General features: G+C 57.6%; 26 protein-coding genes. 16 read left to right on the top strand and 10 right to left on the bottom strand.

The window, feature by feature from the left end:
• Positions 1–154: 154 nt before the first annotated feature.
• The 5 genes from J2741_RS00130 (at position 155) to J2741_RS00110 (ending at position 3,164) form a co-directional block, all read left to right on the top strand.
• Entirely contained in the window at positions 155–565 is a 411-nt protein-coding gene (locus J2741_RS00130; protein WP_209672932.1) for a DsrE/DsrF/DrsH-like family protein, read from the top strand.
• Positions 566–701: 136 nt separating this feature from the next.
• Positions 702–932, top strand: coding sequence for a sulfurtransferase TusA family protein (locus J2741_RS00125; RefSeq protein WP_209672930.1), 231 nt, complete (start codon positions 702–704; stop codon positions 930–932).
• Positions 929–2,164 carry a cysteine desulfurase family protein gene (locus J2741_RS00120; RefSeq protein ID WP_209672928.1) on the top strand — a complete coding sequence of 412 codons (1,236 nt, stop codon included), beginning with the start codon at positions 929–931 and terminating at the stop codon, positions 2,162–2,164. Before J2741_RS00125 ends, J2741_RS00120 begins: the two co-directional genes overlap by 4 nt.
• A 4-nt stretch (positions 2,165–2,168) precedes the next feature.
• Entirely contained in the window at positions 2,169–2,699 is a 531-nt protein-coding gene (locus J2741_RS00115; RefSeq protein WP_209672926.1) for an iron-sulfur cluster assembly scaffold protein, read from the top strand.
• Between the two features lie 297 nt (positions 2,700–2,996).
• Positions 2,997–3,164, top strand: a complete 168-nt coding sequence (locus J2741_RS00110) for a hypothetical protein (RefSeq protein ID WP_209672924.1) — start codon at positions 2,997–2,999, stop codon at positions 3,162–3,164.
• 37 nt (positions 3,165–3,201) lie between these two features.
• On the opposite strand, the gene J2741_RS00105 is transcribed toward J2741_RS00110, so the two are convergent.
• Together J2741_RS00105 and J2741_RS00100 are read right to left on the bottom strand one after the other, a co-directional pair.
• The gene (locus J2741_RS00105; protein WP_209672922.1) at positions 3,202–3,762 is read right to left on the bottom strand and encodes a GNAT family N-acetyltransferase; all 561 of its coding nucleotides are present in this window, start codon (positions 3,760–3,762) and stop codon (positions 3,202–3,204) included.
• A gap of 196 nt (positions 3,763–3,958) precedes the next feature.
• Entirely contained in the window at positions 3,959–4,387 is a 429-nt protein-coding gene (locus J2741_RS00100; RefSeq protein WP_209672920.1) for a hypothetical protein, read from the bottom strand.
• 115 nt (positions 4,388–4,502) lie between these two features.
• Between J2741_RS00100 and J2741_RS00095 the strand changes: the two genes are divergently transcribed.
• The 3 genes from J2741_RS00095 (at position 4,503) to J2741_RS00085 (ending at position 7,185) form a co-directional block, all read left to right on the top strand.
• The gene (locus J2741_RS00095; RefSeq protein ID WP_209672918.1) at positions 4,503–4,697 is read left to right on the top strand and encodes a hypothetical protein; all 195 of its coding nucleotides are present in this window, start codon (positions 4,503–4,505) and stop codon (positions 4,695–4,697) included.
• Positions 4,698–4,949: 252 nt separating this feature from the next.
• A complete protein-coding gene (locus J2741_RS00090; protein WP_209672916.1) occupies positions 4,950–5,885 on the top strand; it encodes a mechanosensitive ion channel family protein in 936 nt (311 codons plus the stop codon).
• 109 nt (positions 5,886–5,994) lie between these two features.
• Positions 5,995–7,185: an aminotransferase-like domain-containing protein gene (locus J2741_RS00085; RefSeq protein ID WP_209672914.1), complete on the top strand. Its 1,191-nt coding sequence runs from the start codon at positions 5,995–5,997 to the stop codon at positions 7,183–7,185.
• Between the two features lie 401 nt (positions 7,186–7,586).
• Here J2741_RS00085 and J2741_RS00080 read toward each other — a convergent pair whose 3' ends face one another.
• On the bottom strand, positions 7,587–8,210 hold the full coding sequence (locus J2741_RS00080) for a hypothetical protein (RefSeq protein ID WP_209672912.1): 624 nt from the start codon (positions 8,208–8,210) through the stop codon (positions 7,587–7,589).
• 106 nt (positions 8,211–8,316) lie between these two features.
• Here J2741_RS00080 and J2741_RS00075 point away from each other — a divergent pair, with 106 nt between their 5' ends.
• The gene (locus J2741_RS00075; RefSeq protein WP_209672910.1) at positions 8,317–9,381 is read left to right on the top strand and encodes a class I SAM-dependent methyltransferase; all 1,065 of its coding nucleotides are present in this window, start codon (positions 8,317–8,319) and stop codon (positions 9,379–9,381) included.
• A 47-nt stretch (positions 9,382–9,428) separates the two neighbouring features.
• Here the strand turns inward: J2741_RS00075 and J2741_RS00070 are convergent, their stop codons facing one another.
• A complete protein-coding gene (locus J2741_RS00070) occupies positions 9,429–9,707 on the bottom strand; it encodes a hypothetical protein (protein ID WP_209672908.1) in 279 nt (92 codons plus the stop codon).
• A gap of 160 nt (positions 9,708–9,867) precedes the next feature.
• On the opposite strand from J2741_RS00070, the gene J2741_RS00065 reads away from it, so the two are divergent.
• Complete coding sequence (locus J2741_RS00065) at positions 9,868–10,158, top strand: GYD domain-containing protein (RefSeq protein ID WP_209672906.1); 291 nt, start codon at positions 9,868–9,870, stop codon at positions 10,156–10,158.
• Positions 10,159–10,168: 10 nt separating this feature from the next.
• On the top strand, positions 10,169–11,062 hold the full coding sequence (locus J2741_RS00060) for a PHP-associated domain-containing protein (protein WP_209672904.1): 894 nt from the start codon (positions 10,169–10,171) through the stop codon (positions 11,060–11,062).
• On the opposite strand, the gene cls is transcribed toward J2741_RS00060, so the two are convergent.
• From cls to J2741_RS00040, 4 genes are all read right to left on the bottom strand, one after another.
• Positions 11,063–12,511, bottom strand: a complete 1,449-nt coding sequence (gene cls / locus J2741_RS00055; protein ID WP_209672902.1) for a cardiolipin synthase — start codon at positions 12,509–12,511, stop codon at positions 11,063–11,065. It lies immediately after the preceding gene.
• A 725-nt stretch (positions 12,512–13,236) separates the two neighbouring features.
• Positions 13,237–13,614: a hypothetical protein gene (locus J2741_RS00050; protein WP_209672900.1), complete on the bottom strand. Its 378-nt coding sequence runs from the start codon at positions 13,612–13,614 to the stop codon at positions 13,237–13,239.
• A gap of 370 nt (positions 13,615–13,984) precedes the next feature.
• On the bottom strand, positions 13,985–14,803 hold the full coding sequence (locus J2741_RS00045) for an N-formylglutamate amidohydrolase (protein WP_209672898.1): 819 nt from the start codon (positions 14,801–14,803) through the stop codon (positions 13,985–13,987).
• A 65-nt stretch (positions 14,804–14,868) separates the two neighbouring features.
• Positions 14,869–15,876 carry an ROK family protein gene (locus J2741_RS00040; RefSeq protein WP_209672896.1) on the bottom strand — a complete coding sequence of 336 codons (1,008 nt, stop codon included), beginning with the start codon at positions 15,874–15,876 and terminating at the stop codon, positions 14,869–14,871.
• Positions 15,877–16,065: 189 nt separating this feature from the next.
• Between J2741_RS00040 and J2741_RS00035 the strand changes: the two genes are divergently transcribed.
• Positions 16,066–16,497 carry a pyridoxamine 5'-phosphate oxidase family protein gene (locus J2741_RS00035; RefSeq protein WP_245249522.1) on the top strand — a complete coding sequence of 144 codons (432 nt, stop codon included), beginning with the start codon at positions 16,066–16,068 and terminating at the stop codon, positions 16,495–16,497.
• Between the two features lie 185 nt (positions 16,498–16,682).
• On the opposite strand, the gene J2741_RS00030 is transcribed toward J2741_RS00035, so the two are convergent.
• Positions 16,683–17,360, bottom strand: coding sequence for a flavodoxin family protein (locus J2741_RS00030; RefSeq protein ID WP_209672892.1), 678 nt, complete (start codon positions 17,358–17,360; stop codon positions 16,683–16,685).
• Between the two features lie 185 nt (positions 17,361–17,545).
• Complete coding sequence (locus tag J2741_RS00025; RefSeq protein ID WP_209672890.1) at positions 17,546–18,028, bottom strand: universal stress protein; 483 nt, start codon at positions 18,026–18,028, stop codon at positions 17,546–17,548.
• A 676-nt stretch (positions 18,029–18,704) separates the two neighbouring features.
• On the opposite strand from J2741_RS00025, the gene J2741_RS00020 reads away from it, so the two are divergent.
• The 4 genes from J2741_RS00020 to J2741_RS00005 all read left to right on the top strand — a co-directional run bounded on the left by J2741_RS00020 (position 18,705) and on the right by J2741_RS00005 (position 24,074).
• Positions 18,705–19,112 (top strand): hypothetical protein, encoded by a 408-nt coding sequence (locus tag J2741_RS00020; protein WP_209672888.1) that lies wholly within the window; start codon positions 18,705–18,707, stop codon positions 19,110–19,112.
• A 293-nt stretch (positions 19,113–19,405) separates the two neighbouring features.
• Positions 19,406–19,612, top strand: coding sequence for a histone family protein (locus tag J2741_RS00015; protein WP_209672886.1), 207 nt, complete (start codon positions 19,406–19,408; stop codon positions 19,610–19,612).
• Between the two features lie 130 nt (positions 19,613–19,742).
• Entirely contained in the window at positions 19,743–20,246 is a 504-nt protein-coding gene (locus J2741_RS00010) for a hypothetical protein (protein ID WP_209672884.1), read from the top strand.
• 153 nt (positions 20,247–20,399) lie between these two features.
• Positions 20,400–24,074, top strand: a complete 3,675-nt coding sequence (locus J2741_RS00005; protein ID WP_209672882.1) for a PAS domain S-box protein — start codon at positions 20,400–20,402, stop codon at positions 24,072–24,074.
• Positions 24,075–24,644: the final 570 nt, after the last annotated feature.

Raw genomic sequence — 24,644 nt, 5'->3', positions numbered from 1 at the left:
TTTGAAAATCAGCTGTTTTCGTCCCGTTTCCCAGTCTTTGCGTTATTCGCATACGAAGCCTTCACCGCCCCCGGGGTGCGTTCCCCGCCGACCATACCTATTTAACCCCTTACTCTTATTCTGTGTAAAATCGCGTGGATGGAGGTCGTATAAGATGCCAAAACTTGCATTGATCGTCGCATCTGAGAAGATGGACAAACTGTTCCCTGCGGCCACACTCGGCACCACTGCGGCGATATCCGGGTGGGACGTGGAGATGTTCTTTACATTCTGGGGCCTGCTCTCCTTAAAGAAAGGATTCCAGCCTTCCGGTGTGAGCCTCGATTACAAGGAGTATGAACCCCGATTCTCCGAAGCACTTGCTTCCGGGTCGATCCCGGACTGGAGAAACGTCCTCTCCCAGGGCATCTCCACCGGGAAGATCAGGGTCTACGCGTGCTCGGCGTCGCTCGGGATGTTCGGGCTCAAATCGGAAGACCTGGAAAGTTATGTGAACGATATCGTGGGAGCAGCGACCTTCCTCTCGAAGGCGAAGGACTCGAATGTCTCGCTCTTTATCTCCTGAGGTGATCTGCCGTGAACGCCGGACCACAATGGATGGGGCCTCTTCAGGATATGAGAGAGGCGGCGAGACGTGAACACGAACCCCCGAAGGTGTGGAGTCGGCTCTCTTCCCTTCATCGTCACGAGGTGGTGAAGTCATGAACGCCGATATCGTGGTGGACGCGAAATACAAATCATGCCCCGGTCCGATGATCGCGCTCGCCGAAGCGGTGGGGAAAGCCCGCCCCGGCCAGGTGATCAAACTGCTCGCCACCGACCAGGGGGCTCCATCGGACGTGAAAGAGTGGGCTTCTGGAACAGGGCACGAATTCCTCGCATCCGGGAAGTCGGGCGAGGTATACGAGATCTACATCAGGGTCGCAGGATGATCTACAGCGACATGTCCCGGGACATCAGGGCGCTGCTCGACTCGCACGGCGTTCCCGACAAGGAGGTTTACCTCGATTCTGAGAACTCCGGGATGATCTTTCCCGAAGCCCTCGAAGCGATGCGGGCCGCGTATCTGGAAAGCGGCCAGGGCCATCCCGCGATAACCAACCGGAAAGGATGGGAAGCCTACGAGACACTCTATACTTCAACACTGGCACTTGCGGAGGCAATGCACTGCAAACCCGACGAGATCGCATACACCCACAGCGGCACCGAAGCGAATAACCTGGCCATCAATGGCCTCGCGATGACCGCTCCCGAGGGAAGGAAAAAGATCGTCATCTCCGCCATCGAGCACCTGAGCGTGGTCTTCCCCGCGGAGGAACTGAAGAACCGGGGGTTTTCGGTGGTGAAGGTCCCGGTCGACCGCGAGGGGTTCGTCGACCAGGAAGCGCTCGCACGTGAAGTGGACAAGGAGACCCTCCTCGTGAGCGTCGCCCCGGTCAACCACGAGATCGGCACGGTCCAGGACACCCGGGCGATCATAGAGATCATCCGCGACCGCGATCCCGGGGTGAAGGTCCATCTCGATGCCTGCGACGCATTCTGCAAGGTTCCCCTCGACCTCGGGGCATCGGGTGCTGACATGGCGTCCTTCTCGGGCCACAAGATATACGGGCCCAAAGGGTCAGGGGCACTCTACGTCAGGGAGGGTATCGAGCTCAAACCGGTCCTCCAGGGGCAGCTTTCTACCCAGAAACTCTGGCCGGGGGTGGAGAACGTCCCGGCCATCGTGGGTTTTTCCACTGCGGCCACCCTTATGCAGGCGCATGCAGGGGAGTACCTCGGGCGGATGAGCCGGTTGCGTGACGGGCTGATCGACGGGATCCTGGGAACCGTGGACGATACCCTCCTGAACGGCCCGTCCGGGAAGAAAAGATCTCCGGATAACGCGAATATCAGCGTGCTCTACTGCGAAGGCGAGGCCCTCACCATCGAGCTGTCCTTAAAGGGGGTATACGTCTCGAGCGGGAGCGCCTGCTCGAGCAGAATCCTCGAGCCGAGCCACGTACTCCTCGCAATCCACAGGAAGTACGAGGAGGCACACGGGAGCATCCTGATGAAGACCACCCCGTTCCACACCGACGAGCAGATCGCGTACGTGCGCTCCTGCATCCCGGAGGCGGTGAACAGGATCCGGTCGCTCTCCCCGTTCGGGAGAGGAGGTTGAAAAGATGTCGAGTCGTATACCACTTGCCTATAACCCGAAAGTCCTGGAACTGTTCAGGAACCCCGTGAACCTGGGGAAGATGGAGAACCCCGACGCTGAAGCGCTCGCGGGGAGCCTGGCATGCGGGGACATGGTCGCCGTGTACCTCCGTATCGACAGGGAGACCGGGATCATCAGGGAGGCGATGTTCGAGAGCTACGGGTGTGCCGCAAACATCGCGGCATCAAGCGTGATGACCGTTATGGCGAAGGGAAAGTCCCTGGAAGAGGCCTGGAAGATCAGTTGGAAAGATATATCGGACGATCTCGGGACACTCCCCGTGGTGAAGTCCCACTGCGGGATCCTGGCAGTCGGGGCGCTTCGCCGGGCGATCAGGAACTATTACAAGGACAAACAGGCCCCGTCCTGGCTCCCGGAGAAGCTCACCCCCGACGAGCGGCATGCGGTGGAGGAGGAACGACTGCTTGAGGTTCTCACCAAGAGGGCAAAGCGGATCGAAGCGGAGCTCACCGAAGAGGCGAAGGAGGAACAATAAGGGTTCCAGTCCCGGGGGTACGTGAACACACCCTGGCAGACTCTCTCCCGCGTACGGATTCGTGTCTGCCCGACCGTGAAGATGTTTCCGCTGAAAACAACAGGGAACTGGTTCTGACACTCAAAAAAAAATCTTCATGAGGCACCTCGTACAAGGGAGCCGGAAAATTCAACATATCCCGGATATCTGATAATTCTTAAAAATGGTCAGATATCAGTGATATTTTTTTGCACTCCGTGACATTACCCCCTCCGCCACCTAAATTTTTTATAGTACCGGTATGTATCAGGATACCGTATGAATATCAAGGTCGGTCAGCGATACCAGATTACATTCCCGGACGGTCACCAGGTCTCAGGGCTGTGCGAGAAGATCAATAACATCTCGGTGGTCATCAGGTCCCCGCGGGAAAGCCGCCTGATCCCGAGCGACGAACTGAAGTCCCTTCAGATAGAACGGCTTTAGAAGGGACACACGCGGTAGCCGGAATGCAAGGTCAGGTCTATCCGGTCGACCCGATATCCTTTTGCATCCATACAATATCGAAGGACTCTCCGAATTTCCTGCCCACGGAATGTAACCTTCCTACTTCCGCGAACCCGTTTCTCTGGTGAAAACGGATACTCGCCTCGTTTTTCGAGGAGATGTGCACCAGGAGCGTCGTCACCCCCGCGTCCTTCGCCGTGTGTTCGAGCCGTTCGAGGATCATCGTCCCTACTCCGACGCGGGTATGCCCGGGCCCGATGAAATAACTGGCTGTTGCCGCAGAACGGAACGCCGTAAACGGCATGAACGGTTTCAGCATGCCAAAGCCTATCACCGTACCTCCGGATTCGGCCACGATAAGAGCGAGCGCCTCTCCTTGCAGGAGATCGAACATCCTTTCCGGCACCGGTCCGTCAGGATATGCTGCAAAACTCGCGGTCGCATAGTGATTGAAGATCTGCATGACCGGTTCCTTATCGGCGTCGATGGCGGCCCTGAGGGTAATCGCTTCAGTTCCCGGGTTACCGGGTGCCGTTTCGTTCCTACTTTCCAAATTACGTTGAGGTCTCGTTGCCATTCCAGGGCCTCCATTATCTTTTCCTGAACATAAACAGATAACCCGCCTGAAAAACCACGAAAATCAATCTCCTATTTCCTGTTAATGAAATAAATTAATCTTTAATTGCATTATCCTTGCAGTTCTTCGCTAGACCATATGTAAATTCAAAAATTCTCTGAAAAATAGACGGAAATTGGTAGTATGCTCACATCACTTACGGACTTGTCCTTTTAATGGTCGGAATAGCGAAGGCAGCATCATAAGTTTTAAACCCTAAAGGCTTAACGGTCGGTGCGGTAAAAGCCGCATCAAGGGTTTTAAAGCCTGTCAGCTTGAATGCCGGTGCGGTAAAGGCTGCATCATAGGTTTTATAACCTAAAGGCTTTACAGTCGGTGCGGTAAAAGCCGCATCAAGGGTTTTAAAGCCTGTCAGCTTGAGAGCCGGTGCGGTAAAGGCAGCATCGTAATCCTTGAACCCCAGTGACTTTACGGTAGGTGCTTTAAAGGCTGTATCGAGATCTTTATATCCGAGAGGGGTTAATTCGGCGGCCATTACCGAGCCGGCACCGGATATCGCAAATATTAGAAGGACACTCACAAGCAGTAAAGAATAGCGCATCAGTTTTTCCACCAAATCGTACATATATCTCCATGGTTATAAGATTATCCATTTTTTATTTGTCATTTCTTCCTTTAATTCCCGAAAATAACGTGAGAGGGTTTATCTCCTTCCCGATGCCACATTTTTCAAGAGAGCTATGGCAAAGGTCAAAGTTCCCCGGAAAGTCTATGAAGAGCTGACGGTGATAAACCGCGAGATCCACTACACGCTCGACTATTCACAGGTGATCAAGAAGGCCGAGGATAACGGGTTTCATACCACCGCGGAATGGCTGAGAAACAACGAAGACCTCTATAAACGAGGGTTCGGGCGGGGATTCGAGCCGGAATAACCTGGTATCGCGGAAGACTCCGGATCTTCCGGGAATCTCCACATATTCTCTTTTCAGCTCTGCATATTGTCCCGATAGTTGGCCGGAAAACCGGGGAGCCGGGAGCACGGTCTGCCGGAGCTATTTTATAGAATCCATGTCCAGACTTGGACTGGATAGTGTCGCCCGCCCCGGGACTGCCCCGTCCCGGGAAGGCGCCCTGATCCGGGATGGTGGAATATTCTGGCAAGGGAGCTACTCACCTTCACCGCTTTGCTCATCTCGACGATTGCGAGCTGGGCGGCGACCCTCACCTACCAGAACATGTACCTGCAGGATCTCGCGACCGTACTCCTGGTGGCGACCGTCACCTACCTGGTCTTCGAGATCCTGTTAATCAAGTTCGGGTCGAGCCGAATAAGCGATAAACGGACCAGGTACTCCCTGAACAAGGTCTTTTACGTCCTGTCGATCGTTATTTTCCTGGTCGTCTCTATGCTCCTTGTGGTGCAGGACCCCTCTTCCCTCCTGGTGACATTCGGAATTATCGGGGCGGCGATCGCGTTTGCCCTTCAGGACGTCTTCAAAAATTTCGTGGGAAGTATCATTATCATGGGCGGGAACCTCTTCCGGGTCGGAGACCGGATCGAGATCGAAGGGTTTTACGGCGACGTAATGGACATCGGGCTGATGAACAGCACGCTGATGGAGATCCGGGAGTGGGTCGACGGCGACCAGGCGACAGGAAGGATCAACCTGGTCCCGAACGGGCTCGTGATCGCCCACACGGTCCACAACTATACAAAAGACCATTCCTTCATCTGGGACGAGATTTTCATCCCGGTTACCTACAACAGCGACTGGAAAAAGGCGATTTCCATCATCACCGAGGTGATCACCCGGGAGACCGGGGAGGTGACCTCGCGGGCCGAGGCGGAGATCGAGCGTCTCGGGGAAAAATACTACCTCTCCCGGAGCGTGATCGAGCCCGCGGTCTACCTCAGGTTCACCGACAACTGGATCGCACTCTATGCACGGTATACCACGGACGTCCGGAACCGCAGGGTGGTGAACACCCGTCTCTCGCGGCTGATCCTGGAACGACTCGAAGTCGAACCCGACATCACAGTCGCCTCGCAGACCGAAACGGTCACCGTGATCCAGCAGGAGCCGGTCGCGGAGAAGGGCGAACCCGGCAAACGGACCTGAAAAAGTCTGTTCCCCGCGAAGGGAACGGAGAACCGGTGTGAGACCTGTGACCCTCTCCGGGGAACCTTTCCGTTTCCTTGAAGAGCCCGGGGAGAGACCTTTAGGACGCATGGAACACTCCTATCGGTTTGCCGACCGAATGCGGCGGGCTCCGGAATCTTTCCTGGGAACCCTTTTTGCCGTTTCCAGGGACCCGGAAATACTCTCCTTCGCCGGGGGCCTCCCGGGGAGCAGGTTCATCGATACGGAAGGAATAGCCCGGGCGGCCGAAGAAGTGCTGGAACACGAGGGCCAGGAAGCGCTGCAGTATTCCACCACCGACGGATATCGCCCCCTCAGGGAGTATATCGCGGAACGGTACCGGAAAAGGCTCGGGCTCCCCGCTACGCCGGAAAATATCCAGATCGTGAACGGCTCACAGCAATGCCTCGACCTGGTCGCAAAGATCTTTGTGAACCCGGGGGATGGCATCGGGATGGAAAGCCCCGGATATCTCGGTGCAATTGAGGCTTTTTCCCTCTACGAGCCCGTATTTCACGGTGTCCCCCTCGGCGAGGAGGGACCCGACCCGGAACGGTTCGCCGCGGTGATCAGGGATGCCCGGCCGGGATTATTTTACGCCATTCCCAACTCCCAGAACCCGTCAGGGGCGACGTACTCGACGGAGTCCCGGCGTATGGTCGCCGAGACCATAGAGGAAAGCGATACAATATTCTACGAGGATGATGCCTTCGGCGAGCTCTTCTTCGATCACCGGCCGCGACCCCCCGTCTCGGCACTCATCCCGGAACAGTCCGTGCTCTCGGGCTCCTTCTCCAAGACCGTCGCCCCCGGGATGCGTATCGGTTGGATTTACGGCCCCGAACCGGTGATCGGGCAGTTCAACGTGGCAAAACAGGCCGCGGATCTTCATTCAAACCATCTCTGCCAGATGGTGCTCTCCCGTTACCTGGCCGGACACGACCTCGACGCCCACATTCGGAGGGTCTCCGATGCATATGCCGGACAGTGCAGTGTGATGTGCGACGAGATCGACGACCTCCTCCCTCCCGGGGTGTCCCATACCCGTCCGCAGGGAGGGATGTTCCTGGTCGCCCGCCTGCCTCCGGAAATCTCTGCTTCCCGCGTGTTCGAAGAGGGTATCCGCGAAAAAGTTGCGGTCCTTCCGGGGACACCCTTCTTCGTGGACGGCGGCGGGGACGACCTTATCAGGTTGAACTTCTCAAGTCCGACCGAGGAGGAGATCAAGGAAGGGATGCGACGGCTTGCGAGGGTCTTCCGACGTCTTGGTGGAAGCTGACCGGCGGACCCCTGATTCGGTGCGAAGAGAAGTCGTCCAATTGGATCCAGGGAAGACCATATGGATATCTTTTGTGGGCGTGGTAGAATCCCTTTTTGAGACATTTCCCGGAATACCATTCCCCGATACTCCTGGATAATAGTACGAATCCTGCCATCCTGGGACGTGGCGGGTTTCCGGATGCAGCGGGACCCCTACACACCCAATATCAACAGCGACAGGCGGTTTTCCGGCGCCATGGTCCGGTACAGGTCCACCGGGAGTGACGAAACCGTGGAGCATATCACTGGAGCGTGATACAGCGCAGATTCTCTTTCGTCAGAATCCCGCGTAACGTCTGAAGGAGGCCGCAACAGATCTGCATAACCGATAAGACCGGGGTGACTAAAAAAAGAAAATCATTATCCCGGGAGCGGAGTACTGGTAAATCCGCCCACCATGCCGGGGTTCTCCATGATCACCCAGTATCCCTTGAAGGGGAGCATCTCACGTCCGGGCATGCCCGGGGTGTAGACCCAGCCGGGCTGGCCGTGCGCAGGACTGATCACCATGACGTACCCGGGAAGGCCGCCCTCGACCTCCTCAACCGTGATCAGGGCTTCCTCCACACTCTGGGGGACGAACGTCGAGTTTTCATAGGGTGGGGCCGGCCCGAACAGGTTGATGCCGGCGGCAAGTTCACGGGAAGGCGGGGGGGCAAGGCTCGTCGACGGTACCAGGACCGCTTCCGCCCAGCCGTTGTTCTTTATATAATACGCCTCGAGTGGCCCGACGTGATACCCGGGATCCGGAATGACCCACATGCCGTCGTCCCAGGTGATGATAATCGAGAGGTTATCTCCCCGTCCCTCGGCAAAAATGGCGGAGAACGTGTCCTGGCCCGCCTGGAGGGATACAGGAGTCGAGAAGATGTTCCATCCTTCGCCGAGGGGTACCGTCTCGATCGCCCCCGCCGGGACCGCGAGCATGGCCAGGAGCAGGAGCGCCGCTCCCGTGCAGGTCCAAGTTTCCAGGTTCGTCGTCATAGCGTGATTGGGGAACTATTCACGATTCGCTCATTAATACCTGTCGCCCCGATCCGCGTGCATCAAGAAAGGAAGATTTCTCACCCGCAGAGGCGAACAATGTTACATGCTGTTCTTATCGCACCGGGAGGCGGCCCACTGGAAGAGGATGGCCGCAGAGGTACTCCGCACCGGTGCACTACCGGGCGACATCCCGTGCCCGGTCAGGAAGAATCTCCTGCCCGCGTTCCACTTTTACCTCGGTACCCTCCTGATCTCGAAAGGGATGCGGGAGGCAGGCAGGGAATGGCTCGCGTCCGGGACGGTGATCGAAGAGGACGGCCTCTTCTCTTCGGCATTTCTCATCGGGTTCCTCGAGCGGCACGAAGGGAGGTTTGTCCAGCCTGACGTCGTGTTCCGGGATCCCCGTCCGTTCATCCATTTCTCCGGCGTACCGGTTATGGCATCGGCCCGGGAACGGTTCGTCTCCCAGGCGACCCATTCGCTCCCCGAATTCCGCGAACCCCTCAGGATGATGGACATCGGGTGCGGCAACGGCACCCTCACCGTAACGCTCCTCGAGTCTCTCACCGCGTCGGGAAAGGCCGGGAACGTGGCGGAGGTGATGCTGGTCGACCCTTCGCCGGCAATGCTTTCCCTCGCGGAAACAGAGGTCCGGGAAGCGTTCCCGGATGCCTCCGTCACCACGATAAATCACTCGTTCCAGGAGTTTTCCGGTAAACTCAAGGGACACTACGACCTCGCGATCAGTTCCCTGGCCTTCCACCATATGCCGATCGAAGAGAAGCGGGTGCAGCTCGCGCGGCTCGCCCCCATGATCGATCATTTTCTCCTTTTCGAGCTCGATGCCAACAACGATACCCCCGAATACGGGAGCCCGGAACTGGCCCTCTCGCTCTACCAGTCCTACGGCAGGATCATCGATTTCGTGTTCTCCCACGACGCTCCCGTCGAGGTCGCGATCGCGTGCGTGGACCTGTTCCTGATCACCGAACTGGTCTCGTTCCTCACCGAGCACCGGGGGGTCAGGAAAGACTATCACATGCTCCGGAGCCAGTGGAACGATCTCTTCGCCTCGTCATTCGGCCCGGAATTTTCCCTGCGCTGCGATTCTCCCTGCTATGCAGACGAATACCTGACCCTCTTCACGATGCACTACGGGAGGGAATAAAGCCGGGTCGTCCCCAGGGGAAAGGAGCACGGCCTTGGGCGGGGCGCTTATCTGCCCAATCTTTCCTTCAGGTCTGCGACGAGGGTCCGGCCGTAGGGGAGCATGAACACCTTTGAAAGAACCCCTGCCTGCCGTTCCGCCCGCAGTGCCTTTACGCGCTCGAGATTCCGCACAGCCTCATCCACCTGTTCCGGGGAGAGATGGGTGCGCTGGACCAGCATCTCGGCCCCGGCCTTCTCATGAAACTCCTCCCCGAGGAGCCAGATGATCCATTCCTCGTTTGTCCGGATCCCGTCCGGCGTGATGAACATGATTCTCGTATACACGGTTTCTGCCAGTCTGCCATAAATCCCTGCGAAACATCAGGGTGGTTCGTGAATCCGCCGGTTCGATATCAAGTCCACCTCTTCACCTTTCCTTCGCGGTGTGGCCGTAACTTTTTTTGTTGATCTGGCCGTTCTGTACCATCAGGAGAAAGAGACATCCATGCCGCACTATATTGTGCTCGGTAACTTCACCGAGAAAGGGCTCTCGAAGATCAGGGATGCACACGGGAGAATGCTCCAGTCACGGGATATATTCCGCTGTGTCGGAGGAAACCTCATCGAACTCTTCCATACATTCGGGAGATACGATTTCGTCGCCCTGGTTGAAGCGCCGGGGGAGGAAGAGATGATGAGGGCGCTCCTGATCCTCGGCGAGCAGGGAGAGGTCAGGACCGAGACCATGGTCGCCGTCCCCGCAGGGCACACCATGGAGATCATCAAAGAGCTCTGACCCGATCCGTATGCGGGGACCGGCTTCATCAGGCCATCCGGGAGTCTCGTTCGCCATCCCGGACCACGACGCGCTGGCACGGGACGGATACCTCGCGGTGGACATGCACGTCCATTCCCGTCACTCGGACGGGCTCCCCGCGGTGCGGGACCTCCTCGCCAGGGCCGGGCATCATGGGTTCGGCTTTGCCATCACCGACCATAACGTCGTTTCCGGGGCCAAAGCGGCCTGCAGCGAAGAACGTTCGATCGCAGTAATCCCCGGGATCGAGGTAAGTACCCCGGAAGGTCCGCACATCCTGTTCTATTTTTACCAGATCTCCGATCTCCTCGACTTTTATCACCGGGTTATCGAAAGGGCGCTCAGGGAAAACCCCTGGATGGCGATCCGGCTTCCCACGGGCACACTGCTCGAACGGGCGGGAGACTATTCCTGCCTTATCGTAGCCGCCCACCCGTTCGGGTACGCGGTGCTCAACAGGGGGGTGCTGAAAGCGGTTGAGAAAAAGATCATGCCTCCCGAGGTGATGCATCCCATCGACGGGCTGGAGGTCATATGCGGGGGGATGAGCGCCGCGCTTAACAGGAGAGCGGCGGAATATTCGCATGAGCACCGCCTCGCATTCACGGGGGGGTCCGACGGGCACCTGCTCCGGGAGACGGGAACGGTGGTCACCTGCGCAAGGGTCGGGGACGGGGCGGAGCTCCTGGATGCCATCCGTAAACGGAAGAATATCGTGGTGGGACGCACCTCCCGCACCGTGGGGAAGGGACTCTCCGCCGGGGTGATCATGGGCCGCTTCCTCCCCTACACCCTGCCCTCCCTCCGGATTCACTACGAACAGAACGTGCCCCGGATCTGGAACCGCTACGTGTCCCGGGAGAAGGAAGAGAACGGCAAGTAATTACAGGAGCGGGGAGAAAAGGCGTGATACGGATTCCTTTATCTTCACCCTGACGCTCCTTGCGGCATAAAGGCCGGGTGTGACCAGGGTACAGTGTTCGAGGTCTCCGAAGAAGATCTTTTCCAGCCGCCCGGAGATCTCCCTGTCGTAGATGAAGGCATTGGTCTCGAAATTCAATCGGAAACTCCTGATATCCCAGTTTGCACTCCCCACGGAGGAGACCAGCCCGTCGACCACGATGCTCTTGGCATGAATGAACCCTCCTTCGTAGATGTATGCTTTCACGCCCGAATCGAGCAGGTCGCCGAGGAATGAATACGATGCCCAGTGAACGAAGGGGTGGTCACGTTTTCTCGGGATCATCACCCGCACGTCCACCCCCGAGCGCGAGGCGATCCGGAGCGAATCGAGCACACTCTCGTCAGGGACGAAGTAGGGGGACTGGATGTAGATCTTCTCCCGGGCGGAAGCGATAATCTTGAGATACGCGTCCTCGATAAGGCTCCACCGGGCATCGGGCCCTCCGGAAACGATCTGGAGCAGGGCACCCTGTTCACCCGTGCTCCCCGGGAAATATCGGGGTCCTGATCCCAGGTACTCCTTCGAGGCGTAACTCCAGTCGAGGATGAACCGGAGCTGGAGGGCCATCGCGGCGGATCCCCGGATCATGACGTGGGTGTCCCGCCACGCGCCGAGCCTGGGGTTTTTCCCCAGGTACTCTTCGCCCACGTTGAACCCTCCCACGAATCCGGTGTTCCCGTCGATCACCACGATCTTCCGGTGGTTCCTGTAGTTCATACGCGGGTTGATCAACGGTGCAATGGAAGGAAAGAAATAGGCGAGTTTTCCCCCGGCGGCGAGGTAACGATCGAAGAAATGGCGGGGGAGGCCGCCGGACCCGAGCCCGTCGAGGAGCAGGCGGACCTCGAGTCCCTGCCCGCACTTTTCCGTAAGGAGGTCGGTGAGTTTCCGCCCGAGCCCGTCGTTGCGGAGGATATAGTATTCGAGGTGTATGTGGTCGCGGGCCGCTTCGATCTCCCGAAACAGCGCAGCGAACTTCTCTTCCCCGGTAGTGAAGATCTCCACCCTGTTGTCCATGGTGAAGAACGACAGCGTGCTTTGCAGCAGCATCATCGCCAGACCGCGGAACCGTCCCCCGTAATCCCCCGGGATACGGAGTTCCTCGGAGCGGAGCTCCTCCTGCTGGCCGGCGATAACCTTTGAGAGGAAAAGGTCGTCCCGTTCCTTGATCCGGAACATTCGTTCGCGATGGATGTTCTGGCCGAAGATCAGGTAGAGGATGAACCCCGCAAGTGGGAGGAAAACGAGGACAATAAGCCATGCAAGTGCTGAGGTGGGACTTTTGCGCTCGAGGAAAACGATACTGACCGCCGCGATGCCGTTAAGGATGATACCGATCACCAGCAGGGCTACCAGATACTCGTCCATGTCCCGACCTTCTCCCCCGGGGACGTATACCCCCGGGATTACAGGATGATGCTCCTGCGGGGTAATTAACTTAAGGAGCCCGGGGGCCGGGGAACTTCTGCGCAGGGACAAATGCCGGTGCACGGGCGGGATACCGGATATTACCGCACCGCGGGTGCATCGAGGGTGCCAGAAGAAGGAGTAGTTTGATTCCCCGTCGGAATCCGGGGATTGAACTTCTTCTGTCAGCAATCCGGGTATCGGTATGGGGGGAATCGAGCCTGAAAAAGGACCGATGGATACCTGGATTGCTGACTTAACAGAATTGATATATGGATTTAAAATTTTGTCGAAATTTTCCCCCCGAACCGGGTTCGCGATGCTCATATCGCAGGGATCAGAAATATTCCGGAAAAATTTTCGGAATACGCCAAAAGTTACGGATTGAGCGGGAAATGCAGATCGCACAATTCATTCTCCTGGAGGCGGACTGGAATAAAGTCGAACAAAAATGCTGGATTGTGCGACCTTAGCCAACCCTGTCATTTCACCGGCGAAGGAGTTCTGTTCTTCTCCCTTTTTTCACATCTCCCCCTTTTTCCCGTAATTTCCGATATCAGTATCTTCCTGTAAAGTCTTCCCGGGAACTGATCCGGGGGAAATCAAAATCATCACAATTCGGCAGGTGATAACGACACCCTGGTCCAGGCGGAGTCGAAATAAAAAAATAAGGATTGAAAAATCCTTTAGAAATCAACGGGGGTCATAACGCCGGTTTTGGCGTTCTTCTTCTTCGTCTGCCAGACGAGGTCCTTGCCGGAAAAACCGTAGCTCGCCATAGGGATGACCTTTACGGCAGGATCGATCTTGCCGGTGTCCGCTCCCGAGGGGACCAGCACCGCTCGCTTCATACCGTCTGCAGGCAACCTGATCGAAGATACCGGGGTATAGGACGCGTATACCGCAATCGTTTCGCGGACCTGCCCGTTCCGCCTCGAAACCTGGAAATGTGGGTCTGCGGGGTTCTTCGGGTAGAGGCGGGTAACGGCCCAGCCGTCAAGGGACGAATATCTTCCCTTGATCTCCCGCTCCTCCATGTTATACATGATGTCATGGATATGCATGCGCACTCACATCAGATATTAGGTCAGGCCCCGATTTAACCGTTCCGAATATTAATTCTCACATAAAACCTGAATATCCCGAAAATATACCAGGAGTATGGATAACCGGGAAGAGAGTACCGGAATTCCGGCGGCAGGGTCCGGGAGCCGGAACCCTTCATTCCGGCAGATCCCGCCCTCGCTCCCCCCTGAAGGATTCACAGCCCGGTAAGAATATCTCAAATTTTTTTTGCGGCAGATAATTTCGATAGTATCCGGATTCGACCGGGTATTGCAAGTGCCAGTCCTAAAGCGCGAGCGGCGCTCCCCCGGAAGAATTCGGGCAATTTGCATCCGGGCCTTCCCGGGAACGTCACGGGCATGTAGAAACTTATACTGGTCCCTGCTGGAGCCCGTCCCAGAACGTGGAAAGCACGTTCCAGATTGTGTCGTGCAGGTTCCGGACCCGCTCCCCGTCAACTGCTGCCGGGCCTGGGTGCGTCCCGGAGGGTACCTCGTAGAGCGACCGGTTCAGTTCCAGCTGTATCCAGGGGACACCTTTGTGCCAGTAATGGGCGTTCGGGATGAAGCCTCCCGGATAGGGCTCGTTGAGAAGCACGTCCCCCGGACCGGGGAAGATCTCCCGGAACGTCCGGGCGAGTGCCCGGGCCCACCCCGGGGGGCAGGTAAGGAGGGCGTGCGGGCGTGGTTCCCCGGAAGAATTCCCATTGTTCCCTATGCAGACCAAAGGCCGTTTCTTCCCTGCATCGTGGTTCCGGGGGGCACCGACCGGGGTCATGGTATGGCAGTCGATGGCGAGTTCCACCGGGAGCGTATCCAGGAGGATGTTGATCCGGTCGTGGTACGGGAAGTAATGAGTCATCAGGAGGCGGTGGATACAGGGAAGGTCGGGAACACATCTGTCCTTCCATATTTCTATCCCGTCCGGGGTGACCGTTTTCACCACCCCGTCCGTGTGCCGGGGCGGAAGATAGTACGGGGGGCGGTTCAGGTCGACCAGGACACGGGACACGGAGGCCTCGAGGTACCCCTGCACACGTTCCCTGAAATCGTAGAGTTCAAGAGAGGCGGGATCGCTGTAATACCGGATCTCCTCTCCTGTCAGGAGGATCCTGTCCCCGAGTCCGGGAGGGATCGCGGTGCCCCCGTGGGGGACCGAAAGCAGGAACGGGTAGACCTTGTTCATCATTCACCGGGCGGTCAGGTCTGACCGGTGAATGTAGGATGGAGCACAAGGGACAAATAAAGATCCTTTCATCTGCCTGCACCGCACGGGTCGTTCCAGTCGACCCGGGCGAGATCCCCGCCCCTGCATTCGATTCCTGACGCCACCGCGGCCCCGACGAGCGGGGCGGTCCCTCCGAGGGCGGTGACCGCAAGACGCGGGAGCGTGAGGTACCGGTCGATCCTGGGAATCGCCCTTTCCAGTACTTCAGGGACATTGTTCACCACCACCGAACCGTCGAACACGATCAGGTCGGGGTTGTAGGCAACGATGATATCCGAGATCCCGCGCCCGTTAATCACCGCAAGCCGGTCCAGGAACGCGGAGGCTATCGGGTTGCCCTCGCCTGCTGCGGAAAAGATACCTTCGGGGGTCCGGGGATCGAACGGGAGGTGCGAGAGGTCCTTTCCCCACCATGCGGAGAAGAACCGGGGGAGGAATCTTCCGGACGCGTACCCTTCCCAGTGGCCGGTGTACCCGCATCCGCAGGGGAGGTCGAGCGCAGAATCGACATGGAAGTGGCCGACTTCCGCTGCGTTTCCCTCCGAACCGAGGATGAGCCTCCCGTCCAGTATTACCCCGGCCCCGATGCCGGTGGAGAGGGTGAGGTAGACCATGTTACGATACCCCATTCCTTCGCCGAAGCACCGTTCCCCGATAACCCCCGCGTGGCAGTCATTGAGCACGGTTATCGGGAGGCGGGTCCCTTCACCGAGCGGTCCGGCCAGGGGAACTTCGGGGAATGGAATATTCGGAGGATTGATCAGGGAACCCCGTTCACGATCGACAGGGCCGGCACCCGAGATTCCTACGGATCCGACCGCCTCCCACCCGGCAGGCCCGAGGAGACGCTCCGCCATCTCCTTCACCCGTCGGGCGATAATCGTCGGATCGTTCCCGGAAACCGGGGTCTTTTCCGACAACGATGCCCTGATTATCCCCTTTGTGTCCACGAGTGCCACCCGGGTGTTGGTGGCCCCGATATCTACCGCCAGTACCGCCGGTTCAGCCTCCATTGTTCCAGCATCCGTTGTCATGCGGACAAAAAAAGGATTGGTATGGCTCCGTCGAACCCAGGTCCGGGAGATCTCTTTAATGCGCTGCCTTTACCGCCGGAACGCAGGATTCCCCGGTCCATATCCCTAACCGGGCGCACGATGCTGTATTCGCCCTGCCAGGGGATCATTCATATACCTGAAACATCTATTCACGCGTGAGTGAGAACGATGAATCTGGGCGATGCAATCGGATTTGCAAGAAAAACAGGAATATGCTTCATGGCGACACGGGAAGAGGGACAACCCCGTGTCCGCCCGGTATCGGTCATGGACGAAGAGAGCGGGTTTTACTTCGCGACAGTCGAAGGAAAACGGATGCACCGCCAGCTCCTGGACAACCCCCTCGTGGAGGCCTGTTTCTACGACCCAACGACCCCATCCGACGGCGGAACGGTACTCAGGGTCGCCGGGGACGTTGAATTCGTCGATGACCTGGAGATGAAGGCCCGCATCCTCGGAAAGAGTCCGGTCCTCCAGGGGATATTCAGCGGTCCCGACGATGTGCACTACATCCTCTACCGGATCGCCCACGGCGAGGCACGGTTCTGGACCATGGCGGACTTCGGAAAAGAGGACAGGATCAGAGGAATCCCGTTCTGAACCCAGGGGCAGGGACCGGCGGATAGTCTTCCGGCCGGAAGGCACAGGCCCGGAGACAGCCCTGCACCGGCATTTCCCTGCGGCGTATCCCGTTCGAACCTCCTGGAGACAGCCCGCCTGTGCGAGCGGTTTTATCACGCAGGAGATTGTACAAATTCATACAGGGATACGCCGGGCGAGCCCTGTTACTCTTCTTCTTTGAGCCACCCCATCTGGGCGTACCAGTCGTACTCGTGCTGCCAGACTGCCTTGTTCGCCATCACCAGCTGGCAGAAATAATCCCTGCGTTCCCGGTGAAACTGTTCCTGTTCCGGGTAACGATGCTCGCCCCGGATCGACCGGGCCAGTTTTTTCCCGAGCCTGAAGGACTCCTCCTCCGCGGGAACGAGTGCGAGCGGGTCCCTGCCGATGGCGACGCCCACGCCGCCGGTCACCGTGCAGCCGAGCACCATGAGGGTATGATTCATGTATTCGACCACCTTATCCTGGCCGCTCCCGCCCGCGGTGCAGACGGAGCACCCGAATTTCCCCGAGAACATCTGACAGTGTATGGCATCGGCGACCCGGTCGAATACTGCTTTGAGCGGCGCGGTGATGGAGTCAATATAGTTGGGCGAGCCGAGCACGATCCCGTCGGCATCGAGCATCCTCTCGAACAGGTCGGGAAAGTCGTCCATCAGGGTGCACTCGCCGGTGGCGTAACACGCCCCGCAGGCGGTGCAGTACTCGATCTTCAGGTCGTAGATATCCACCAGTTCGGTCTCGGCACCCTCCTCCCGGGCACCGGCGAGGACGGCCTCGACCAGTTTGAGCGTCCTGCTTTCCGCCCCCCGCGGGCTTGCGTTCAGTCCGATTATCTTCATTACTCAATGACTCCTGTAGGGCAGGAATTCGTCAAGGGAAGCATAAAAGTATCGATAATTGTTTGTTTCAAAAAAATCCGACGGATTTTCCCGAACCATACCCTTTCACACGGGTGAGACGAAAGGATGTTGTTTTCATGAAAATAGGGGTTATGAATGTCCTGCCTGAGTTTAGAGGTAAATTCTTACCGTTCTCGCGTACTCTTTCCAGGCTTCCCGCCGTGGGGGGATTCGGGGTTCGATTTCACTACCAGCACCGGGCAGCGGGCACTCCTGATAATGTTCTCGGCGACGCTCCCAAGGAGAAGGCGTTCTATTCCCGTCTTTCCCTTGGTCCCGATCACGATGAGATCGACGCCGTTCTCACCGGCGAACCGGATGATCTCCGGGGCGGGTTTTCCCGCGAGGAGGAGACACTCTGACTTCTGGTCCCCGGCGAGCATCCCCGCGTTCTCCATGGCCCGCCTTCCCTCCTCCTCGAGAACCTGGTACATGCTCCCGCCCGCGACATCGGTGGGGACCGAACTGATGGTGCCCGTATCGATCACGTAGACCAGGTACACGATCGCGTTGCACGCAGATGCGATCTTCAGACCTTCCTTCAGGGCCTCACGGTTCTTCTCCGACCCGTCGGTAGCGATAAGAATTTTTTTGTATATGTCCTGCATGGGTGATCCCTCGGTTCAGATGATGAGTACTACTCTCTCTTGCGCTTCATGAATGATCTCTTTGGGGGCGGGCTTGCACTGACCCTCTCCGCCTCGAATTCGTTGATATAGTGAATGTCCCGATCGTGGTATTCGAGAGGGCCACTCACTTGTAGGCAAGCCCTCCACCTTCCACGTCTTTTCCGTGCTCCCCGGGCGTGTGTGTTTCCGGCTTTTCTCGCTCCAAAATATCGCCTGACTGCAGGACTTTCCGGTGCACCTGTCCGGTACGAAGGTATTCCTTACTACGTCACACAGGATGGGGTTAAGGGTTTCGACCTGTAATGAGGAGATAATCCGGAAAAAACCGGGAATACATCATATCCTCGGAAGTGGTCATACCGCACCGCATCCCGCAGTTCAGGGAAATCATCAGGGGGGACGGACACCCGGTCCTCCTCAAGAATCCCCGGGGGCCCGGTTCAATGTGCCGGGACCCGGGCTGTGACAGCTCTTCCCTGAACGGTGGAACGGCAGGATGTATACGCCGGAACCGGAATTCCAAACCCCTCTTATGACCCGGGTCCGGCCCTGGAGACCTGGATCTGAGGATCATGTGTTTTTTTACCAATGACGGTCCAGTATGGATCCGATGGTTCCGGAACGACCGCATGTGAGGTCCGGGCCCGGAGGTACTATGGCAGAAGACGTCCAGATGGAGAGGGACCTGACCAGGGACCTGCTCACCCGGTTAAACGACCCGGACGGGCACGTCCGGGAAGCGGCTGCGGAAGCAATGGCAATGAACACGGAGGACGAAGACTGGAGACCGGAAGAGATGATCCGCCAGGGGGGGATAGAGGTCCTCAAGGAGCGGCTCCTCGATAAGAACCTGCATACTGTGTCCTCGGTGCTGGAGATCATCGTCGCCATAGCCGCAAACGATGGTGAGGAGGAGCTGATCTCCGCAGGAATGATTGCCATCCTCGACACCATGCGTGACCACCGTGATCCTGGGGTACGGGAACAGGTCCGGGAAGCGCTATGGCTCCTGGAGCCGGAGGTCGAGGACGTGGTGACCAGCAAGCCCCAGGACGAGTATTAAGGGCGCACCACCTGAAATTGCGGCGACCTGTTGGAAAAATTCCCCTGGTCCTGCAAGGCCCGTTTTTCTATTGTTGCCAATTTGAGGAGAATAACGCTAAAATACGTGATTTTTCAGGGTTAATCATTGTAACTTTTACCAGAAGTGATCCGGGAGAGGGCACGGTGCCGGGAATTTTCCTTCCCCTTTCCCTCCCCGGTTTCGTAACTTTTGCCTTTTTTATCGGTGAAATCGGTCGAAATCAGCGAAAGGTTTAAATCTATAATTGTTGCACATTGTGTGAGGTGGCTAAAATGGCAGATTTACCAGTAGCTGCAGTTGTTAGAATTGCAAAGAACAGTGGAGCAGAGCGTGTCGGCAGCGATGCCGCTGCGGCACTTGTGGCAAAGGCTGAGGACTATATCGGCAACCTGACCCGTGAAGCGAACAAACTTGCGCTCCACGCGGGCAGGAAGACCATCAAGGAAGAGGACATCGATCTGGCGGCAAAATCCGTCTGAATCATCCTATTTCCTACCTTTTACCCATTATTATCCGTTTCACCCGCTTCTGTTCTCACGGCGGCCAACCGTTTCCTGTAGGAAAAATGTACCGATAGGCTTATCCTTCTCGTTTACCCCATCATGCATCATGAAGCGTTTAGTACTTATCCTGGCCCTTGTGCTTGCCGCCGGAATGATCTTCTCGGCGGGCTGCGTCCAGAACCCCCAGCCACCGGCGACACCGACGCCGACTCCTACCCCGATTCAGACTACGGTACCTACCTCCGCCCCGGTGACCATACCGACCTCCGGGCTCGGCACCCCGGGTCCTACCCAGGCCCTGCCGCCCCAGTACTCGCTTGATTTCCAGGTACAGAGCAACGGCAACACCGCAAACCCGATCATGATGGTCTCCATCCGGGGTGGGAACGGGTTTAACCTCGACTCCCAGGCCGACGTGAGTCTTACGACTCCGGACGGCAACGTGCAGACCCAGTCCATGTATGCGCCGTTCTACATGGGGCAGAATGTCACCTTCCCCTGCAGCGTATACAATAACCGGGTGGAGATCTGGGTGACCGCGCCACAGGTAGGAAGGATTAAGGTATACGACGAGATCGTGCCGTTCCAGTCGATAAACCCGGGTCCCTGATCGATCCTGTCCTTGGATCGGCCCCTTTTTTTCCGGGATTACCGGTGGCACGGTCAGTCCCTGGTTTCCCGGAGAAGATTTTTCATATCCGGGATAATATTCCCTCATACCGCCTGACCTGTTATCCCCGGAATATTCCTGGCCCGAGGAGGAGTGCCCCTGTTACCTGACCTGAAAAAATATCGTGCGGACCTCGTGCGGAATGCAGTTCTCGTCATCGCATACGTAGTTTTTGCGAGGCTCAGCCTGTTCTTTTCCATCGGCGAGGGGAATATCAGCACGATCTGGCTCCCGACGGGAATAGCCGCGGCGGCCGTTCTCTTATTCGGGCCGAGAATTTTACCCGGGGTATGGCTCGGCGAGGTCATCGGAAACCTCTATACCGGACTTTCCCCCACTATCCTGGTTTTCTACGGTCTCGGAAACGTTGCGGAGGCATGGATCTTCTATACCGTGGTGCAGAGGATCTCAGGATCCGGGCCGTTTTACTGCAGACTCTCCGGGGTTGCCGGGTTTGCCCTCGGGACCGGAGTCGCCTGCACCGCAGCAGCCGTCACGGGAGTATCCACGCTCTACGCGTTCGGCGCGATCCTTCCCGGGGAGTATGCAGCGAATGCCGCCATCTGGTGGGTCGGAGACGTTATGGGAATCCTCGTCGCGACTCCGCTCATTATCTCCTGGTCCAGACCTTCCGCCCTGAAGTTCCCAACGAGATATCTCACCGAATACGCCCTTTTTTATGTCGCCCTGGTGTTCACGGCGTATTTCATCTTCTCTACCGGATTCTCCCCGGCAATCACGAGGGGGATGCCCTACGTGGTCCTGATCTTTATCGTGTGGGCGGTCTTCCGGCTCGGCGAACGGCATGTCACCGCCGCATCGGCCCTCGCGGGGGTCTTCGCCGTCAGGGCGGTGATCACCGGGACCGGGCCGTTCTCCGGCCAGACCCTGGCCATCCAGCTGTTCACCACCGAGGGATTTATCGCCATCACCAGCATGACCGGAATAATCCTCATCGCAGTGGTCGCCGAACGGCGGGTCGTCGATGCGCAGTTGAGGAAGTCGAGGGAAGATCTGGAAAAGCGGGTGCAGGAGCGGACTGAAGCGCTCAGTAACGATATCGCAAGAAGGGAGATCGCCGAACAGGCGCTGAAGCAGTCGGAACGACGGCTCTCCGATATTATCGACTTTATCCCCGACGCGGTCCTCGTGGTCGACCGGCAGGGGGTGGTGATCACCTGGAACCGGGCCATGGAGGAGCTCACGGGTGTTGGTGCCGATGAGATGATCGGGAAGGGAAACCAGGAGTACGCCATCCCGTTCTATGGCAAACGGCGCCCGATACTGATAGATATGGTCCTCGATCCCGGCCCCGGGGTAACCGAGATGTACCCCGGAGTAATCCGGAAGGACCGTGAAATCCTCATCGCAGAAGTGACCATTTCCCGTCCGGACGGGAGAAAACAAGTCCTCTGGGGGAAGGCGAGTCCTGTTTACGATGACGAGGGGAAGATTGCAGGGGCAATAGAGTCGATCCGTGATGTCACCGAACGGAAAGAGACGGAGGAGGCCCTGCAAGAGAGCCATTCCCTGCTCGAGGATGCCCTGGACCAGGCTCACATGGCCTATTGGGAAGCCGACCCCCAAAAAGGGGTCTTCACGTTCAACGACCGGTTCTACGCCCTGCATGGGACCAGCGCAGAACGCGAGGGAGGGTACACCATGCCGACCGGGACCTATATCCATGAGTTCCTCTACCCCGAGGACGCGGGTATCATCGGCCGCGAGGTGGAGAAGGCGTTGCACACCAAAGACCCGGGGTTTATCTCCGAGTCCGAGCACCGGATCCTCCGCAGGGACGGGGTGATCCGCTACGTCACCGTGCGGGTGAGGATCACCAAGGATGACGGGGGAAGAACGATCAAGGCCTTCGGCGTGACCCAGGATATCACCGAGCGGGCAGAGGCCGAGGCCGCCCTGAAAAAAAGCAATTTCTTCCTCGAGGAAGCCATGGACCAGGCGCATATGGCCGACTGGGAGTTCGATGTCCCATCCGGGATCTTCACCTTTAACGACCGTTTTTACGCACTCTACGGGACCAGTGCCGAACGCGAGGGAGGGTACACCATGTCCGCGGAGGTGTACGCCCGGGAATTCGTGCACCCCGACGATTCAGGGGTGGTCGCACATGAGGTCGAAAAGGCAATCACGGCCACAGACCCGGACTACGTATCGGAGGTGGAGCACCGGATCATACGGAGGGACGGCGAGATACGCTTTATCGTGGTCCGAATCCGGATAACGAAGGACGCGGAAGGGAAAACGGTGAAGACTCACGGGGCCAACCAGGACATCACCCCGAGAAAACGGGCCGAAATCGCCCTTTCGGAGGCAAAAAAAACAGCAGAGGAATCTCTCGCATTGTACACCACCCTGTTCGAGAACTCCCCGATAGGGTTCGGGTTCGTGGATACGGATTTCAGGGTGATCATTACAAATTCAGCTCTGGCAGGGTTCAGCCCGGTCCCGCGCAACGAACAGACCGGTAAGATGCTCGTCGAACTTATCCCGGACTACTGGCCGGCACTGGGACCCATATTCACACAGGTACTCAGTAACGGGGTTCCGGTTACCGGGATCGACGTTCCCGGCGAGGATGTTCCGCGTTCGGTCATGGCGCAGAGATTTCTGGCCAATCTCTACCCCATCCGGATCCGGGGGGGCAGGACCATCGGGATCGGGGTCATCGTGGTGGACGTGACCAGGCTCAAGGCGGTCGAGGAGACCATCCGGAGATCAAGGGATTATTACCTCAAGCTCTTCGACGATTTTCCAAACCCGGTCTGGCGTTCGGACCTGTCAGGCACGTTCGACTATTTCAACAGGGAATGGCTCTCATTTACCGGCAGGAGCCTGGAGCAGGAATACCATGACGGATGGAAGGACGGCGTCCACCCCGATGACCGTGCGGCGGTCGAAGAAACCTACCGCAGGTCGTTCCAGGCGAAAAAGACGTTCGAGATGGAGTTTCGTCTCAAGAGCCATGACGGAACCTATCACTGGATCCTGGCATCAGGGAAACCCTTTTACGACCTTGAAGGAAATTTCTCCGGGTATCTCGGTGCGTGTTACGACATCCAGGACCGGAAGCGGACAGAACTCGCGCTCCAGGTCGTGAACCGGAAGCTCAACCTGCTCTCGAGCATCACCAGGCACGATATCATCAACCAGGTGACCGCGCTGAAGGGCTACCTGGAGCTCTCCCACGAGGTCCCCATGGTCCCGGAACTGGCGGAATTTATCCGGAAGGAAGAGCAGGTAACCGAAGCCATCGAGCGCCAGATCCTCTTCACCCGGGACTACCAGGACATGGGGGTGACTTCCCCCGTATGGCAGGACGTGCGTACGACCATCGTCGGTGCGATGTCGGGCCTTCCCATGAGGGACTGTGACGTGAAGGTGGAATTTACCGGGCTGGAAGTCTATGCCGATCCGCTCCTCGAGAAGGTCTTCTTCAACCTGATCGACAACGCCCTTCGCTACGGCGGGTCGAAGATGACGAATATCAGGTTCTCCGCCCGTCGCTCCGGGGATACCGAGGTGATCGTCTGCGAGGATGACGGGGAAGGGATAACCGCCGAGGACAAGTTGCACCTTTTCGAACGGGGGCACGGCAAACATACAGGGCTTGGCCTGTTCCTCTCCCGTGAGATCCTGGCCATCACCGGCATTACTATCCTGGAGACGAGCGGAATTGGAACAGGTGCACGGTTCGAGATCACGGTTCCCGACGGTGCCTTCCGTTGGGCAGAGGGGGAGAACGGATAAGGAAGGGGCAGGGGGAACCCCCGTGCCTCTCCGGGCCGGATCCCTGTGAGTTCCGACCCGGCAGGGCCGAACTTTTACCATTTTTTGTGGGTTTCAAATCGTTCGATCGCGACGTTACCTGCGTTTCGCGATTGCGGGCAACCCTTACATGGTCAAACCCGTGCGACCTGATGCGGGAAACGTTTTTTACATAGAAAGTGATTTTTTCCCGCGGCTCTGCCTTCGTCCTTTTGTCCAGTAGGAAGAGTGGAAGAATTATTTGGAAAAAATTCTGGTTTTTAACAATCGGATTTACACTAAATTTTTACTGGACAGAAATTCCAGGATCAACCCACGTGGTCAACAAACATCTTGAGTAGTGCAGGGATCGGGGTTCCCACGGGGGTGATCGACGGACGGGTGAAGGTCGGATTCACGGTATCGTAAAGATATCGAGTCGGCAATGTGATCGGAGTTCCCAAAGGGGTGATCGACGGATGGATCAGTGTCGGTATTGTCGGTACATGAATCGGAGTTCCCAAAGGGGTGATCGACCGATGGATCAGTGTCGGTATTGTCGGTACATGAATC

It is taken from the genome of Methanolinea mesophila (assembly GCF_017873855.1).
GTDB lineage: Archaea > Halobacteriota > Methanomicrobia > Methanomicrobiales > Methanospirillaceae > Methanolinea_B > Methanolinea_B mesophila.
This window is presented reverse-complemented; position numbering and strand designations above follow the sequence as displayed.

What these genes read in the sequence shown, in the direction of transcription:
- J2741_RS00105 (WP_209672922.1), bottom strand. Translation starts at nt 3,762, where the DNA reads ATGGCAACGAGACCTCAACGTAATTTGGAAAGTAGGAACGAAACGGCA.
- J2741_RS00095 (WP_209672918.1), top strand. Translation starts at nt 4,503, where the DNA reads ATGGCAAAGGTCAAAGTTCCCCGGAAAGTCTATGAAGAGCTGACGGTG.
- J2741_RS00030 (WP_209672892.1), bottom strand. Translation starts at nt 17,360, where the DNA reads ATGAAGATAATCGGACTGAACGCAAGCCCGCGGGGGGCGGAAAGCAGG.
- J2741_RS00015 (WP_209672886.1), top strand. Translation starts at nt 19,406, where the DNA reads ATGGCAGATTTACCAGTAGCTGCAGTTGTTAGAATTGCAAAGAACAGT.
- J2741_RS00085 (WP_209672914.1), top strand. Translation starts at nt 5,995, where the DNA reads ATGGAACACTCCTATCGGTTTGCCGACCGAATGCGGCGGGCTCCGGAA.
- J2741_RS00075 (WP_209672910.1), top strand. Translation starts at nt 8,317, where the DNA reads ATGCTGTTCTTATCGCACCGGGAGGCGGCCCACTGGAAGAGGATGGCC.
- J2741_RS00060 (WP_209672904.1), top strand. Translation starts at nt 10,169, where the DNA reads ATGCGGGGACCGGCTTCATCAGGCCATCCGGGAGTCTCGTTCGCCATC.
- J2741_RS00120 (WP_209672928.1), top strand. Translation starts at nt 929, where the DNA reads ATGATCTACAGCGACATGTCCCGGGACATCAGGGCGCTGCTCGACTCG.
- J2741_RS00125 (WP_209672930.1), top strand. Translation starts at nt 702, where the DNA reads ATGAACGCCGATATCGTGGTGGACGCGAAATACAAATCATGCCCCGGT.
- cls (WP_209672902.1), bottom strand. Translation starts at nt 12,511, where the DNA reads ATGGACGAGTATCTGGTAGCCCTGCTGGTGATCGGTATCATCCTTAAC.
- J2741_RS00010 (WP_209672884.1), top strand. Translation starts at nt 19,743, where the DNA reads ATGAAGCGTTTAGTACTTATCCTGGCCCTTGTGCTTGCCGCCGGAATG.
- J2741_RS00115 (WP_209672926.1), top strand. Translation starts at nt 2,169, where the DNA reads ATGTCGAGTCGTATACCACTTGCCTATAACCCGAAAGTCCTGGAACTG.
- J2741_RS00025 (WP_209672890.1), bottom strand. Translation starts at nt 18,028, where the DNA reads ATGCAGGACATATACAAAAAAATTCTTATCGCTACCGACGGGTCGGAG.
- J2741_RS00080 (WP_209672912.1), bottom strand. Translation starts at nt 8,210, where the DNA reads ATGACGACGAACCTGGAAACTTGGACCTGCACGGGAGCGGCGCTCCTG.
- J2741_RS00035 (WP_245249522.1), top strand. Translation starts at nt 16,066, where the DNA reads ATGAATCTGGGCGATGCAATCGGATTTGCAAGAAAAACAGGAATATGC.
- J2741_RS00100 (WP_209672920.1), bottom strand. Translation starts at nt 4,387, where the DNA reads ATGTACGATTTGGTGGAAAAACTGATGCGCTATTCTTTACTGCTTGTG.
- J2741_RS00050 (WP_209672900.1), bottom strand. Translation starts at nt 13,614, where the DNA reads ATGCATATCCATGACATCATGTATAACATGGAGGAGCGGGAGATCAAG.
- J2741_RS00020 (WP_209672888.1), top strand. Translation starts at nt 18,705, where the DNA reads ATGGCAGAAGACGTCCAGATGGAGAGGGACCTGACCAGGGACCTGCTC.
- J2741_RS00110 (WP_209672924.1), top strand. Translation starts at nt 2,997, where the DNA reads ATGAATATCAAGGTCGGTCAGCGATACCAGATTACATTCCCGGACGGT.
- J2741_RS00130 (WP_209672932.1), top strand. Translation starts at nt 155, where the DNA reads ATGCCAAAACTTGCATTGATCGTCGCATCTGAGAAGATGGACAAACTG.
- J2741_RS00040 (WP_209672896.1), bottom strand. Translation starts at nt 15,876, where the DNA reads ATGACAACGGATGCTGGAACAATGGAGGCTGAACCGGCGGTACTGGCG.
- J2741_RS00065 (WP_209672906.1), top strand. Translation starts at nt 9,868, where the DNA reads ATGCCGCACTATATTGTGCTCGGTAACTTCACCGAGAAAGGGCTCTCG.
- J2741_RS00045 (WP_209672898.1), bottom strand. Translation starts at nt 14,803, where the DNA reads ATGATGAACAAGGTCTACCCGTTCCTGCTTTCGGTCCCCCACGGGGGC.